This is a genomic window from Micromonospora sp. NPDC003944 (assembly GCF_053605225.1).
The window spans coordinates 33,728-48,084 of record NZ_JBSGIV010000012.1; the positions used below are offsets into that span (position 1 = coordinate 33,728).

At 72.4% G+C, this 14,357-nt stretch carries 14 protein-coding genes, 1 tRNA gene and 1 other RNA gene; 13 read left to right on the top strand and 3 right to left on the bottom strand.

Annotated features, from left to right (window positions below; genetic code table 11):
• The first annotated feature begins 101 nt into the window (after positions 1-101).
• The 4 genes from ssrA (at position 102) to ACWER9_RS08390 (ending at position 2,870) form a co-directional block, all read left to right on the top strand.
• Positions 102-476, top strand: a transfer-messenger RNA (tmRNA) gene (gene ssrA / locus ACWER9_RS08375).
• A gap of 72 nt (positions 477-548) precedes the next feature.
• Positions 549-1,226: a hypothetical protein gene (locus tag ACWER9_RS08380; RefSeq protein ID WP_452301166.1), complete on the top strand. Its 678-nt coding sequence runs from the start codon at positions 549-551 to the stop codon at positions 1,224-1,226.
• Between the two features lie 136 nt (positions 1,227-1,362).
• Positions 1,363-1,872 carry a hypothetical protein gene (locus ACWER9_RS08385; protein ID WP_452301167.1) on the top strand — a complete coding sequence of 170 codons (510 nt, stop codon included), beginning with the start codon at positions 1,363-1,365 and terminating at the stop codon, positions 1,870-1,872.
• Positions 1,873-1,916: 44 nt separating this feature from the next.
• Positions 1,917-2,870, top strand: a complete 954-nt coding sequence (locus ACWER9_RS08390; protein WP_452301168.1) for a hypothetical protein — start codon at positions 1,917-1,919, stop codon at positions 2,868-2,870.
• 6 nt (positions 2,871-2,876) lie between these two features.
• Here ACWER9_RS08390 and mdlC read toward each other — a convergent pair whose 3' ends face one another.
• Positions 2,877-4,472: a benzoylformate decarboxylase gene (gene mdlC, locus ACWER9_RS08395; RefSeq protein WP_452301169.1), complete on the bottom strand. Its 1,596-nt coding sequence runs from the start codon at positions 4,470-4,472 to the stop codon at positions 2,877-2,879.
• Between the two features lie 322 nt (positions 4,473-4,794).
• On the opposite strand from mdlC, the gene ACWER9_RS08400 reads away from it, so the two are divergent.
• Positions 4,795-5,385, top strand: coding sequence for a YqgE/AlgH family protein (locus ACWER9_RS08400; protein WP_112582369.1), 591 nt, complete (start codon positions 4,795-4,797; stop codon positions 5,383-5,385).
• A gap of 89 nt (positions 5,386-5,474) precedes the next feature.
• Positions 5,475-5,547, top strand: a tRNA-Ala gene (locus tag ACWER9_RS08405).
• A gap of 221 nt (positions 5,548-5,768) precedes the next feature.
• Here the strand turns inward: ACWER9_RS08405 and ACWER9_RS08410 are convergent.
• A complete protein-coding gene (locus tag ACWER9_RS08410; protein ID WP_030331473.1) occupies positions 5,769-5,891 on the bottom strand; it encodes a 50S ribosomal protein L36 in 123 nt (40 codons plus the stop codon).
• Between the two features lie 365 nt (positions 5,892-6,256).
• On the opposite strand from ACWER9_RS08410, the gene ACWER9_RS08415 reads away from it, so the two are divergent.
• Entirely contained in the window at positions 6,257-7,168 is a 912-nt protein-coding gene (locus ACWER9_RS08415; RefSeq protein ID WP_452301170.1) for a lytic polysaccharide monooxygenase auxiliary activity family 9 protein, read from the top strand.
• Between the two features lie 27 nt (positions 7,169-7,195).
• Here ACWER9_RS08415 and mgrA read toward each other — a convergent pair whose 3' ends face one another.
• Complete coding sequence (mgrA, locus tag ACWER9_RS08420; protein WP_452301171.1) at positions 7,196-8,191, bottom strand: L-glyceraldehyde 3-phosphate reductase; 996 nt, start codon at positions 8,189-8,191, stop codon at positions 7,196-7,198.
• A 71-nt stretch (positions 8,192-8,262) separates the two neighbouring features.
• Here mgrA and ACWER9_RS08425 point away from each other — a divergent pair, with 71 nt between their 5' ends.
• The 6 genes from ACWER9_RS08425 (at position 8,263) to ACWER9_RS08450 (ending at position 14,355) form a co-directional block, all read left to right on the top strand.
• Positions 8,263-9,243 (top strand): aldo/keto reductase, encoded by a 981-nt coding sequence (locus ACWER9_RS08425; RefSeq protein WP_452301172.1) that lies wholly within the window; start codon positions 8,263-8,265, stop codon positions 9,241-9,243.
• Between the two features lie 5 nt (positions 9,244-9,248).
• Complete coding sequence (locus ACWER9_RS08430; protein WP_030331463.1) at positions 9,249-9,746, top strand: hemerythrin domain-containing protein; 498 nt, start codon at positions 9,249-9,251, stop codon at positions 9,744-9,746.
• A 55-nt stretch (positions 9,747-9,801) separates the two neighbouring features.
• Positions 9,802-11,046 carry a sensor histidine kinase gene (locus tag ACWER9_RS08435; RefSeq protein WP_452301173.1) on the top strand — a complete coding sequence of 415 codons (1,245 nt, stop codon included), beginning with the start codon at positions 9,802-9,804 and terminating at the stop codon, positions 11,044-11,046.
• Positions 11,043-11,693, top strand: a complete 651-nt coding sequence (locus ACWER9_RS08440) for a response regulator transcription factor (protein ID WP_452301174.1) — start codon at positions 11,043-11,045, stop codon at positions 11,691-11,693. The genes ACWER9_RS08435 and ACWER9_RS08440 overlap by 4 nt, the downstream gene beginning before the upstream one ends.
• Before the next feature lie 76 nt (positions 11,694-11,769).
• The gene (locus tag ACWER9_RS08445; RefSeq protein ID WP_452301175.1) at positions 11,770-12,837 is read left to right on the top strand and encodes a hypothetical protein; all 1,068 of its coding nucleotides are present in this window, start codon (positions 11,770-11,772) and stop codon (positions 12,835-12,837) included.
• A gap of 57 nt (positions 12,838-12,894) precedes the next feature.
• A complete protein-coding gene (locus tag ACWER9_RS08450; RefSeq protein WP_452301176.1) occupies positions 12,895-14,355 on the top strand; it encodes a magnesium chelatase in 1,461 nt (486 codons plus the stop codon).
• The last annotated feature ends 2 nt before the right edge of the window (positions 14,356-14,357 follow it).

Below are 14,357 nucleotides of genomic sequence, written 5' to 3' on the forward strand. Positions count from 1 at the left end.
ATCCTCTTTGTCCGGGTCGGCGTGCCGGCCCGGGGCTCGGGATGAAAGCTGTTGCGGCAGGCGTTAGTCTTGTCAGTGCTGCCACATCGGCGGCCTGTCGAGGGGGTGACTGGTTTCGACTTCGTACGCAGCGACAGGGGAAGCGAGCCGAGGAAGCCGACGTCGTCTCGAGAATCGGTCGTCGGAACTTATAAGCGCCAATAACAATCGCGCTGACTTCGCTCTCGCCGCCTGAGGCGAGTAGCTAAGTCTGTCGGTCTGGGAACGCCTTCGTCCCAGTAGCCGGCATCAGCTAGGAGGCTGGCCAATCGGACCCGGTCGCGGGGTCCGTGCGGCGAGATCAATCAGCGACTGGGCCCGTCACACCAACTTGCTCGCGTGAGCGGTGGGGCCGAGTAGAGGCACAGCGAGCTGCGCTCGGAGAAGCCCTGACAAACCGGCGAAGGACCCGGGTTCGATTCCCGGCACCTCCACCACCTCGAACGAAGCGCCCCGGCCCACCAGCCGGGGCGCTTTCGTCGTGTGCGGCGGGTCTTACGCTGCCCTCTGTGACCAACCAGGAGTTGCGCCTGTCGGTCGGCGCGTCGCCCGCTCAGCGCGTCGTGGCGGTGGTGGTCGGCGTCCTCCTCGTGGCGGTCGGCGCGGCGTTCGTGGCGCTGCCCCTCGTCGCCGACGGGTTGCTGCGCCGGCTGACCGGCCCGGGTGACCCGTTCGCCTCCTATGAGGAGGCTCGCGACCTGCCCCCGGGGTTGCTGCCGCCCGCGCTCCGCGACTCAACTGACCCCGACCAGGCCGGTCCGAGCCCGTTCATCGGCCTCTGTGGTCTGCCCTTCGTGCTGCTCGGCCTCTATCTGGTGCTGCGGGTGCTGCGCACGGCGGCCTGGCTGGACGGCAGCCGGGTGCGGGTACGGGGCGCGCTGCGTACCCGCACCGTCGACCTCGTCAGCGCCCGGGTCGAGTCCGGCGCGGTGTCGTACCGCAAGGCTGATGACGACGGCCCGGCCGGCGGACGGCAGGTGCGGGCCATCCTGGCGACCGACCGGGGGAGTACGCGCGGAGTCACCATCCCCCTGCGCGGCATGGGTCTGCCCGTCCTGCCGCCGCCCGAGCTGCGGGCGCTTGCCGACGCCATCACGACGGGTCGAGCAGGCGACGAGTGGGCCGGCGAGGCGCACGCCGTGGCCGATCACCTGCACCGCCTGGCGGAGCGTCCGTCGACCGGCTGAGGATTGTGCACCAGTGCGGCTCGTGAGGTCAGCGGGGCCAACGGGGCAGAAGAGACGGTTCGGGGCCCTGGACAGAGCGGGCCGGGCAGCCGCACCATCGCGGTATGGGGTAGCAGCGCGCCGCGCGGGAGGTGCCATGGTCACCGGTCCGGTCCAGCAGCCGTCACTCGTCGCCCGACCACGCGTCGCGCATCCGGCGGGGCTCCCCGCCGATCCACCACCCATCGGACTACCCGGCGAGCCGCGCCCGGCCGGCCTCGCCGGTGACGTGCACGCCCTCGGCCGGGCTGTCGCCGTCACCAGCACCGAGCCGCGCTGGCGCGAAGACGTTCTCCTTCGGCTGCGACCGGTGCGTCAGGGCTTCGCCGAGCACGTCCGGGTCACCGAAGGCCCCACCGGCCTCTACCGGGAGTTGCTCACCCAGTCGCCGCGACTGGACCACGGCGTGCGGCTGCTGACCCGGGAGCACGCCGCGATCGTTGCCGCGATCCTGGCGGTCCAGCAGATCGCCGAGCGGCCCGGGGCGCACCCCGACGAGCTGCGGCACCGGGCCGGGCACCTGCTGCGGAGGTTGGCCCGGCACCGTCGACGCGGCGCCGACCTGCTTTGGGAGGCGTACCAGACGGATCTGGGCGGCGAAACCTGAGCCCAGGTCGGGAACCGGCAGGTCCGCGGGCACGTCGAACCGGCATGCGTCGACAGGCCCTGCTGCTCGTACTCCCGTTGTTGCTTCTTGCGGGTTGTGCCGCGCCGGGTGCCGGTCCGGCCGGCGGCCCGCCCAGCCGCACGGACGGCACGGAGGCGTTCGACGAGCGGGCCGCTCAGGTCGCGGAGGCGTGGCGGCCCGGCCCCGACTGGCGCACGGGTTACGTGCCGCTGGAGGGGCCGACCCTGCTCACCGGCGACCCCGGCTTCACGCCCGAGACCGAGGCGGCCTTCCGAGCCGGCTGGTTTAGCGCGCAGGTCCCGATTCACCCCACCCGGGTCGGCGGCGAGATCCAGTTCCCGGACGGACGGCTGACGCTGCCGCTGGTCAGCGCCGCCGAGGCGTACCGGCAACTCGACCAGGGTGACCCACTGCCCTGCCCGGGGCGACCGAAGCGGCCGGGCCGGCCCACCCCCGGCGGCCCCACCGTCGAGCCGGGCCCCGACGGGTGGACCACGAGCGGCACGCAGACCGCCTGTCTCCCGCTCACCGTCACCGCTGTCACGTTCGGTGCCGTGCCGGTGCGCACGAGCCGGGGTGTGGCGCAGGTTCCGGCCTGGCTGTTCAGCATCAAGGAGCTGGCCACCCCGGTGGTCCGGCTCGCCGTGGCGCCGACGGCGGTCACCCCCGTCCCCGAGCCCGCCGCCCCCACCCGGCCGCTGCCGGACGGTCTGGTGGCGGCCCAGGACCTGGCCGCCGTCGACGGCGCCCGGTTGACCGTGCGGCTCGGCGTCGGCGCGTGCGACACCGGGATCACGCCCCTGGTGTGGGAACGACCGGACGTCGTGGTGGTCGGCGGGCACGTCACCCGGGCCAGCGGCGAATGCATCGACCTGCTGAAGATGGAGCCGGTCACCGCCACCCTGGCGACACCGCTGGGCGCCCGACCGGTGCTCGACGTCTCCACCGGCGCTCCGCTGACGATCGCAGCGCGGTGACCCGGCTCAGAGGATGCTGGGCACGTCGGTGCTGATCGGCGCCGGCAGCACGGTGGGCCGGTCGGCACGCAGCCCGGCGGTGAGCGCCGCCCCGAGCTGGTCGGGGGTCTCCACCACCTCGGTGGCGCAGCCGTAGCCGGCCGCGATCGCGACGACGTCCAACCCCGGCAGGTCCAGGCCGGGCACCCCGGGAGTGTGCTTCAGCTCGGCGAACGCCTTGAGGATCGCGTACTGCTTGTTGACCGGGACGACGACCACCACCGGCAGTGCCAGGCGCGCGGCCGTCCAGAGCGCCTGCACCGAGTAGTGCAGGGAGCCGTCACCGATCACTGCCACCACCGGGCGACCCCGCCCGGAGTCCCGCTCGGCCAGGGCGACACCGACCGCCGCCGGCAGCCCGTAGCCGAGGCCGCCGCTGGCCATCGTGAAGTACGACGCCGGGCGGGTGATCCGCAGTTGACGACGCAGCGCGGACAGATTGGACGGTGACTCCTGGACCAGCACGCCGTCGGTCGGCCAGTGGGCGGCCAGGGCGGCGAACAGGGCGTCGGCACTCAGTGGGGTGCCGACCTCCGGCGGTGGCAGTTCGTCGCGTCGGGTGGGTGGCGGCCGGTCGCTCGGTGGCACCTGGTCGACGAGCGCGGCAAGCGCGAGCCCCGGGTCACTGAGCAGGCTGTCGCCGACCGGGGCGCGCGCGGTCTCGTCCGGGTCGTCGGTGACGTGCAGCAGCCGGGCGCCGTCCGGCAGGTGCCCGCCGGGCACGTGCGGGTAGTAGCGGAACACCGGGGCTCCGACGACAAGCACCGTGTCGTGTCCGCGCAGCGCGTCGGCGAGCGGTCCGATCGCGTACGGCAGCACGCCGCGGAAGTGCGGGTGGTCCTCGGGGAACACGGCCCGCTCCGGGGCGGGGGCCGACCAGACCGGCGCGGCGAGCCGCTCGGCGAGCGCGACGGCGCTCGCCCAGCTTCCGGAGCGGTCCACGCCCGGCCCGTACACGAGCACCGGGTTGCGACTGCCGGCGAGCACCCGGACGAACTCCGTCAACCGCTCGGGGTCCGGGGCGAACCGGGTCGCCACCGTACGCGGGGCGGGCGGGGAATCGGCCGGCTGGGCCCAGTCGTCCATCGGCAGGGAGAGAAAGACCGGCCCGGCCGGTGGCTGCACAGCCGTTGCGTACGCCCGCAGCATCGCCGCGGGGATGTCCTGCGCCCGAGACGGCTCGTAGGCCCACTTCACGTAGGGCTGCGGTAGCTCGGTGGGTCGGCGGCTGGCCAGCCGGGGTTCGAGGAGCAGCATCTCCCGCGTCTGCTGGCCGGCGGTGACGATCAGCGGGGTCTTGTTGTGCCAGGCGGTGACCAGATTGCCCATGCCGTTGCCGGTGCCTGGGGCGGTGTGCAGGTTGACGTGGGCGGGCACCCCGCTGGCCTGGGCGTAGCCGTCGGCCATCGCGACGGCAGTCGCCTCGTGCAGCGCGTGGACGTAGTGGAAGTCGGCGGGGAAGTCCTGGAGGAACGGCTCTTCGGTGGAGCCGGGGTTGCCGAAGACAGTGGTCATACCGAGGGTGCGGAGCATGTCGTACGTCGCGTCCCGGACAGTTGCCATCGCCACCCGCCTCCGTGTCGCGGGCAGGGGCAACCGCGATCACCCTCCCGATCAGCCGAATCTATCGGGATGTGACGGACCTTTCGGGCGTTTCTCGGCCGTCGGTGGTCCCGATACGTCGATCACCGGGAGGTTGGCCGTTGGGTGCATCGGCCCTTCGTCTTAACTGTCCGATCACCCGCCGGTCAGACCTTAGCCAGCGCCCAGCACGCAGGCTATGGTGCCAGGCATGGCGTTGACAGCGCGGCTGAACCCCATGCGGCGGGTGGATCCGGTCGATGACCGGCCCTCGGCGCGGGCTCACGGTTGACGGGTGTGTGGCATGCAGGGAGAGGGCCAGGCGATCGGCGGACGAGCGATGGAGTCGATGACCGGGCGGCTGCTGGTCGCGACTCCGGCGCTCAAGGACCCGAACTTCGACCGTACGGTGGTGCTGCTCGTCGCCCACGAGCCGGGCGGCGCGCTCGGCGTGGTGTTGAACCGGGCCACCGAGGTGCCGGTGGCGGAGGTGCTCGGTGACTGGAGCGACCTGGCCCGCCACCCGGCGGTGCTCTTCGAGGGTGGCCCGGTGCAGCCCGACTCGGCCATCTGCCTCGCCCGGATGCGGCACCCGATGCGCCGGGTGAAGGGCTTCCACCAGGTCTCCGGGGCGGTCGGCACGATCGACCTCTCGGTCGACCCGGAGCGGCTGCGGGAGAGCATCGGTGGCATCCGGGTCTTCGCCGGCTACTCCGGCTGGGGCAGCGGCCAGTTGGAGCAGGAGATCGCCGACGGGTCCTGGTTCGTGCTGGACGGGCTGCCCGGTGACGCCTTCGTCGACCGGCCCGACGACCTGTGGCCGATGGTGCTGCGCCGGCAGGGCGGGATGATGGCCGCCGTCGCGCACTTCCCGCCGGATGTGGCGCTCAACTGACCCGGCCCGGCAGGGGACCCCGCGAGATGACCATGCGGGCCCGTCTGTGTATAGTTTCCCAGTGCCCGGGCGACCGGGGGCAACAGCAAGGGGCCGTGGCGCAGCTGGTAGCGCACCACACTGGCAGTGTGGGGGTCAGGGGTTCGAGTCCCCTCGGCTCCACCCTTGTTCAGCACGGAGGGTCCACCGACAGAAGTCGGTGGACCCTGACTTTTTGGTCACCTTCGTGCTCACGGAGGTCCTCGGCCCTGCTCCGCTCACCTCGCGGACAGGAAGCCGTCATCGTCGACGAACGGCCGCTCTTGCTTGGCGAGAGAGCGAAACGCCCCGACCGGATGACCCGGTCGGGGCGTTGGTGACTGTATGTCCGGTAAGGGCCGGGGTCAGCCCTGGCGGCTCTTCCACTGGGGGTTGGCGCGGTTCACCACGACCGTCCGGCCGCGACGGCGGACCACCACCGAACCCGGCTTCTGCTTCAGTGCACGCAACGAGCTACGTACCTTCATCTCTGCCTCCTCGGTGCTAGCGGTTCCGAGTATCGAAACGCCACACCCACCCGCAGGATTCCCGGGTGAGCGAGACGCCGCGTCACCCCGGTGCCGCCTCGTCGCCCCCCCCCGTGCCACATGTCGATCAAGGAGTTGTGGTGGGCGACAAAGCACGCGCGTGTTCCCAAACCAGGCACCACAACTCCTTGATCGGCAAGTCCAGGTGGCCAGCGCGCCGATCTTGCACCTTCGGTTGCCGGCTAGCGACTTATGCCCCTTTTGTCGGAGCGGAAAGTGCAAGATCGCGGGCGCGGGTGCAGCCGGCCGCCGAGCGTCGAACCTTTGCCGTCCCCCGGCCGTACCAGTGGGCGGAGGTCACCCTCATGTCCGTACGCCGGCTCCTCGTCACGGTGCTCGTCGCTGCCGCGACCGTGCCCCTGAGCGCCACGCCCGCCGCCGCCCACGGCGCCCCGACCGACCCGATCAGTCGCGCGGCTGCGTGTGGCCCCGAGGGCCGGTACGCGGCCACCAGCGCCTGCCGGGCCGCGGTGAAGGCGGGCGCGGCGGTACGCGAATGGGACAACGTCCGGGTCGCCGCGATCAACGGGCGGGACCGGGAACGGATCCCGGACGGTGAGTTGTGCAGCGGGGGGCTGTCCGCGTACCGGGGACTGGACCTGCCCCGCACCGACTGGCCGAGCACCACGCTCACCAGCGGCGCGACGTTCACCTTCCGGTACCGGACCACCATCGAGCACCGGGGCACCTTCCGGCTCTACGTCACCACCCCCGAGTACGACCCCCGCAAGAAGCTGACCTGGGCGGATCTGGAAGCGCGTCCGTTCCTGACCCGGACCGACCCGCCGGTGCGGGCCGGGGCGTACCAGCTGGCGGGTCGGCTGCCGGCCGGCCGCAGCGGTCGACACCTGATCTACACGATCTGGCAGAACTCCAACACCCCGGACACCTACTACTCCTGCTCGGACGTGGTGTTCCGCGGTGCCAAGGCCGCTGCCACCCCGACGAGGGCCGCCGCACCGAAGGGCGCGCCGCGTACCACCGCGAGTGCGCCGGCTGCCACCGAGTCGGCGGTGGCGGCGGCGGCCGACCCGGGCGTGCCGGTGGCGTCGGTGACCGATCTCGGTGACCGCTGGTCGGTGCTTGCCGGTGCCGCCGTCGTGCTGGTCCTGGCGTTGCTGATGGGTGTCGGATGGCGACGGCGCAGCGTCGCCGCGCCGGTGGGCCGGCAGTGCGAGGTCCGCAACCACCGGGCCGGGCGGCGTCGGATCTGGTGACCCGACCCGCCCGGAACGCGCCGGCGTTCAGCCGAGGTGGCGCTCGATCTCGGCCAACTCGTCGGCCGTGAAGTCGAGGTTGTCCAGCGCGGCGATGTTCGTCTCCAACTGCTCGACGCTGCTCGCCCCGATGATCAGGCTGGTCATCCGCGGGTCACGCAGCGCCCAGGCCAACGCGAGCTGCGCGAGGGACTGGCCGCGACCTGCGGCGACCGCGCCGAGCCCACGGATGGTGGCCATCTTCTCGTCGCTGAGGTCGCTCTCGTTGAGGAAGACGCTGGTCCGGACCCGCGAGTCGGCGGGGATGCCGCCCAGGTAGCGGTCGGTCAGCAGGCCCTGCGCCAGCGGGCTGTACGCGATGCAGCCGGCGCCGACCTGCTCCAGCGTGTCGAGCAGGCCGTCGGACTCGGTCCAGCGGTTCAACATCGAGTACGACGGCTGGTTGATCAGCAGCGGCGTACCCAGGTCGCGCAGGATCGCGGCGGCCCGGGTGGTCTGCTCCGAGTTGTAGTTCGAGATGCCCACGTAGAGCGCCTTGCCGGAGCGGACGATGGCGTCGAGCGCGCCCATCGTCTCCTCGAGCGGGGTCTCCGGGTCGAACCGGTGTGAGTAGAAGATGTCGACGTAGTCCAGCCCCATCCGGCCCAGCGACTGGTCCAGTGACGAGATCAGGTTCTTGCGCGAACCCCACTCGCCGTACGGGCCGGGCCACATCAGGTACCCGGCCTTGCTGGAGATGACCAGTTCGTCCCGGTACGGCTTCAGGTCGGTGGCGAGCATCCGGCCGAAGTTCTCCTCGGCCGAGCCGGGCGGCGGGCCGTAGTTGTTGGCCAGGTCGAAGTGGGTGACACCCAGGTCGAAGGCGCGGCGCACGATGTCGCGCTGCCGTTCGAACGGGCGGTCCGGACCGAAGTTGTGCCACAGCCCGAGCGAGACGGCAGGCAGCCGCAGGCCACTGCGTCCACTGCGCCGGTAGGTCATGGTGTCGTAGCGGTCATCCGCGGCGAGGTAGGTCACGATCATGAGCCTAGCTCCGGCCCGCCCCCGGCGCGGATCGCGCGTACTAACCAGGACATCGGGGTAGTTTCGACGCCATGCGTTTCATTGCGCTCGACACCCCCAAACCACTGTCCAAGATCGGGTTAGGTACCTGGCAGTTCGGCTCCCGGGAATGGGGGTACGGCCCGGACTTCGAGCGGCAGGCCGCGCAGATCGTCAGGCGGGCCGTCGAACTGGGAGTCACGGTCTTCGACAGCGCCGAGGTCTACGGCTTCGGGCGCAGCGAACGCATCCTCGGCGCGGCCCTCGGCGACGACCGGCCCAAGGTGGTGGTCGCGTCCAAGATCCTGCCGGTGCTGCCGGTCGCCGCGGTGGTGCAGCAGCGGGCTGTCGCCTCGGCGGCCCGGCTCGGCGTCACAAGCATCGACCTCTATCAGGTGCACCAGGCCAACCCGCTCGTCGCCGACCACACCACCATGCGCGGCATGCGCGTCCTGCAGGACGTCGGGCTGGTCGGCGAGGTCGGGGTGAGCAACTACGGGCTACGCCGTTGGCAGGTCGCCGAAGCGGCGCTCGGCCGACGGGTGCTCAGCAACCAGGTCCGCTACAGCATGCTCGACCGGGCACCCGAGCAGGACCTGCTGCCGTACGCGCGGCAGACCGGCCGGCTGGTCATCGCGTACAGCCCACTGGCGCAGGGCTTCCTCTCCGGCCGCTACGACGCCAAGAACCCGCCCAGCGGCGCGGTCCGGCGGGCCAACCCGTACTTCCTGCCGGAGAACCTGGAACGCGGCGCGGCGCTCATCGACACCCTGCGCCAGGTCGCCGAAGCCCACGACGCCACCCCCAGTCAGATCGCGCTCGCCTACCTGCTGCGTCACCCGAACGTGCTCGCCATCCCCGGCGCGTCCGCGGTCGAGCAGATGGAACGCAACGCCGCCGCCGCCGACATCGACCTCGCCGACGACGAGTACACGGCGCTGGCCGAGGCCGCGAAACGCTTCCGCCCGATCACCGGGCTCGCCGCGGTGCCGGCGATGCTGCGGTCCCGGTTCGCCAATCCATCCAGAGAGTGAGCACAGTGGACGACATCACCGCACTGATCCTGGACGACCACGCCGCCTTCCGGCGTGGCTTCGCCCGCCTCGACGACGCCCGCGACGAGCAGGAGATGCTCGCCATCTGGGACGCCCTCGCCCTGCACCTGGACATCCACGCCGAGGCGGAGGAAGCGATCCTCTACCCGCACCTGGTCAAGCACGGCGACGACGGCGAGGACGAGACCGCCGACGCGATCGGCGACCACAACAAGATCCGTGACGCCATCGCCGAGGCGAAGCTGCACCCGGTCGGCTCGGACCAGTGGTGGGAGGCGGTCGGCACGGCCCGCCGGGAGAACAGCGAGCACCTGGCCGAGGAGGAGGACGAGGCGCTTCCCGACTTCCGCCGGCACGCCAGCACCGAACTCCGCGCCGAGCTGGGCCAACGCTGGCTGACCTTCTACGGCGAACACAAGAACGGTCGCAACCTCCCGTTCCGCGACAAGGACCCGCAGCAGTACGTCGCCGACCACCGCTGACATCTCCCCGGCACGGGGGAGTCGCCGGGACCATCCCCGGCCGCAGAATGGCGAGGTGACCCTCCGAGCGGCGCTGGCCCCGCTGGTCGCCGGCAGCACCTGGCGGCGCGGCGTGTTCCTGCTGCTCGGCGGCGTGCTGGCGCTGCCGTACGGGCTCCTCGCGGCGACCTTCGCCCAGATGCTGGCCGACTCGGCGATCCCGCGCCCGCTGGTGTGGGTCCTGCTTGTCGTCGCCCTGCTGATCGCCGTGGTTCCGCTGCTGCTGGACGGCAGCCGGGCCCTGGAGATCGCCGCCGTACGGGCCCTGCTCGGTGTCGACCTGCCCGACCCCGCACCCGGGCACCACGGTGACCGGGAGACCCGGCTGCGCAGCGCGCTCTGGATCGCCACCCACCTGATCGTCGGCGCGGTGGTGATGATCGGGCTGTTCAGCGCCCTGCCGATGGCGCTCGCGTTCATCGCCCAACAGTTCGGCATCGGCACCGAGCTGACCAGCCGGGAACGGTTCGGGCCACTCGACGGACAGGACGGCGGATGGCTGACCCTGGCCGGGGTGCTCCTGCTTGTCGGCCTCGGCTACGCCGTCGCCGGCCTCGGCGCGCTCGCCGGCTCCATGGCGCCCGTGCTGCTCGGCCCGGCCCAGGCGGAACGGATCGCCGCTCTCGAAGCGCGGGCCGCCCGGCTCGCCGAACGCAACCGGCTGGCCCGGGAGCTGCACGACTCCGTCGGTCACGCGCTGACCGTGGCCACCCTCCAGGCCGGGGCCGCCCGCGAGGTCCTCGACACCGACCCGGAGTTCGTCCGGCGGGCGCTCACCGCCATCGAGGACGTCGGGCGGACCGCGATGGACGACCTCGACCACGTGCTCGGGCTGCTCCGGGAGAACGGACGTGACCGGCCCGTGGTGGCGCCGCAGCGTACCCTCGCCGACCTGGACCGACTTGTCACCGACGCCCGCGCTGCGGGCCTGGCCGTGCACGCGCACCGCGCCGGTGACCCGACCCGGGTGCCCGCGGCGGTCTCCCGGGAGGGTTACCGCATCGTCCAGGAAGGACTGACCAACGCCGCCCGGCACGGCCACGGTCCGGTGACGGTACGCCTGGACCTGCACCCGGACGCGCTGGAGCTGGAGCTGGTCAACGCGGTGCGCCACCCCGACCGGGCCCGGCCGGGCCGGGAAGGTCGGGGTCTGGACGGCATGCGGGAGCGGGTACTGCTGCTCGGCGGCCGGCTCACCGTCGGCCCGGACGGCGACCGGTGGCTGATCCGGGCCCGCCTGCCCTACGAGGAGACCCGATGACAGTTGGCGTGCTCATCGTCGACGACGACGAGCTGATCCGGGTCGGGCTGCGGGCGATCATCGACGCCCAACCCGACCTGCACGTGCTCGCCGAAGCCGCGGACGGGGCCGAGGTGCCGCCACTTGTCGCCCGGCACCGGCCCGACGTGGTGCTGATGGACGTACGGATGCCCGGCATCGACGGCATCCAGGCCACCCGGCACCTGCTGGCCACCTCCGCCGACCCGCCCCGGGTGCTCGTGGTCACCACGTTCGCCAACGACGAGTACGTCTACGAGGCGCTGCGCGCCGGTGCCTCGGGCTTCCTGCTCAAACGGGCCCGGCCCGCCGAGGTGGTGGAGGCGGTCCGGGTGGTCGCTGCGGGCGAGTCGCTGCTCTTTCCGGCCGCGATCCGCCAGTTGGTCGGGGCGTACGGCCCGGCCGGCGGGGACCAGCTGTGCAAGGCCCGGCTCACCGAACGGGAGGCCGAGGTGCTGCGGTTGATGACCACCGGTCGGTCCAACCCGGAGATCGCCGCGCACCTGGTGGTCGGGGTGGAGACGGTCAAGACGCACGTCGGGAACGTGCTGGCCAAGCTCGGTGTCCGCGACCGTACGCAGGCGGTCATCGCCGCCTACGAGTCCGGCTTCGTCACCCCGTCGGGCTGATCGGTCCCTCCACCGGGGGAGCGGGTTCACCAGCGGCCGGGAGGGAATCCGGCGGTCGTCCGTCGAGGCTGAGAGCATGACGACGATCACTGCCTCCCGACCCCGTACCGACTCCCGCTGGCCGGACCGGCTCGCCCCCCTGGCCGCCGGGTGGCTCGGCCTGTGGGGCGTGCTCGCCCTGGTCGGCACGCTCACCGGTGCCGGCTACCCGTTCGGCGCGAACGACCACAACGGCGGCGACGGCAGCCTGCTCCGCCTGGTGCCGGTGGAGGTGTCCACCCCGCTCTTCGCCGGCGTACTGCTCACCGCCGCGGTGGCCGCGCTGGCCATGAGCCGGCCGGCCGCGCGCCCACCCGGCCTACTGCGGGCGCTGCTCGCCGGCTACGGCTGGGCGGTCGCGTTCGTGCTCGTCCTGGTCGTGCCGGATGTTCGAGTACTGCTCGTGCTGGGCTACCTGCCGATACTGATCGTCGGGGCGCCGTTCGGCTGGCCGCCGGTCGACTACTCCGACGTCTTCAACTGGGCGCTGTTCGCCCGGTTCGCGGCGCTGGCCGGCGGGCTGCTGCTGGCCGGGGCGGTACTCGCCTGGCAGCGCCGCACCGCCGGGGCCTGCGTCGGCTGTGGCCGCACCGGCACGGCCCGGGGATGGACCACCCCGGCCGCCGCCACGCGCTGGGGCCGGTGGGCCGCCGGCATCGCCGCGGCCATCCCGCTGATGTACGCGCTGACCCGGTTCGCCTGGGCGGCCGGCATCCCGCTCGGCATCTCCCGGGAGTTCCTGACCGAGATGCAGGACACCGGGCTGGTCTGGGCCGGGTTCGGGCTGGCCGCCTTCGCCACCGTCGGCGCGATCCTCACCCTCGGCCTGGTGCAGCGCTGGGGGGAGCGGTTCCCGCGCTGGATGATCAGTCTCGCCGGCCGTCGGGTGCCGGTGAAGCTGGCAGTGGCGCCGGCCACCCTTGTCGCCATCGCCGTGACCGCAGCCAGCCTGGGGATGCTCGGCCAACCCGAATTCTGGACGGGGATCGACCTGGCCGGGTTCCCCCAGCGGCTCTGGCCGCTGTGGGGCGTGGCGCTCGGCGCGGCCACGTACGCGTACCACCTGCGCCGCCGCGGCACCTGCCGGCGTTGCGATTGGGGCTGAGGGTGGGAGCGGGGGTGCCCCCCGATGCCCGGGGCACCCCGGCGAATGTGAGCTAGCGTGGGTCGGGTGACTGCGCCTACCCCGGTAATCCCGGTTCCACCGGCCGACCTGCCCGGCACGCTCGGCGCGCTACGGGCGGCCGGTCACCAGTACCGCACCGTCAAGCAGGAACTCCGCGACAACCTCCTCGCCCGGATGCGCTCCGGCGAGACCCGTTTCCCCGGCATCGTCGGCTACGACGACACCGTGCTGCCCGAGGTCGAGCGGGCCCTGCTCGCCGGGCACGACATGGTGCTGCTCGGCGAGCGCGGCCAGGGCAAGACCCGGCTGATCCGCTCACTCGGCGCGCTCCTCGACGAGTGGACCCCGGTCCTCCCCGGCTCGGTGCTCAACGAGCACCCGATGCACCCGCTCACCCCGGCGTCGGTCGCCCAGGTCGCCGAGGCCGGCGACGAGCTGCCGATCGGCTGGCTGCACCGCTCGATGCGGTACGGCGAGAAGCTCGCCACCCCGGACACCAGCGTCGGCGACCTGATCGGTGACGTCGACCCGATCCGGATCGCCCAGGGTCGTACCCTCGGCGACCCGGAGACCATCCACTTCGGGTTGGTGCCGCGCACCAACCGGGGCATCTTCGCCGTCAACGAGCTGCCCGACCTGGCCGAGCGCATCCAGGTGGCACTGCTCAACGTGCTTGAGGAGCGGGACATCCAGGTCCGCGGCTACCAGCTGCGCCTACCACTGGACCTGCTCCTGGTGGCCAGCGCCAACCCGGAGGACTACACCAACCGGGGCCGGATCATCACCCCCCTCAAGGACCGCTTCGGCGCGGAGATCCGCACCCACTACCCGGTCGAGCTGGATCTGGAGCTGGCGCTGATCCGCCAGGAGGCCGATCTCGTCGCCGAGGTGCCGGAGCACGTCCTGGAGGTGCTGGCCCGCTTCGCCCGCGCCGTGCGGGAGTCGCCGTCGGTGGACCCGCGCTCCGGTGTCTCCGCCCGGTTCGCCATCGCCGCCGCCGAGACGGTCGCCGGTGCCGCGCTGCGTCGCGCCGGTCTGCTCGCCGGTGCCGGCACCCCGGAGGCACGCCCCGAGGCCGCCGTCGCCCGCGTCGGTGACGCGGTGTCGGTGACCAGCACGCTTCGCGGCAAGGTCGAGTTCGAGAGCGGCGAGGAGGGCCGGGAGATCGAGATCCTCGCGCACCTGCTGCGGACGGCGACCGCCGAGACGTTCCGGGCCCGTCTCGCCGGGCTGGACCTGTCCGGGTTCACCGCCCTGGTCGAGGACGGCGCCGCGATCGAGACCGGCGAGTTGGTGAGCGCCGCCGAGCTGCTGCGCCAGGTCGGCACCGTACCCGGGTTGGCGAAGGTCCTGGACCGGCTCGACCTGGGCGACGCGCCCACCTCGGAGGAGGCCGCCGCCGCCGTCGAGTTCGTACTCGAAGGGCTGCACCTGACCCGCCGGCTCGGCAAGGACGTCACCGACTCGGGGCGCACCGTCTACGGCGGCCGGGGCTGACC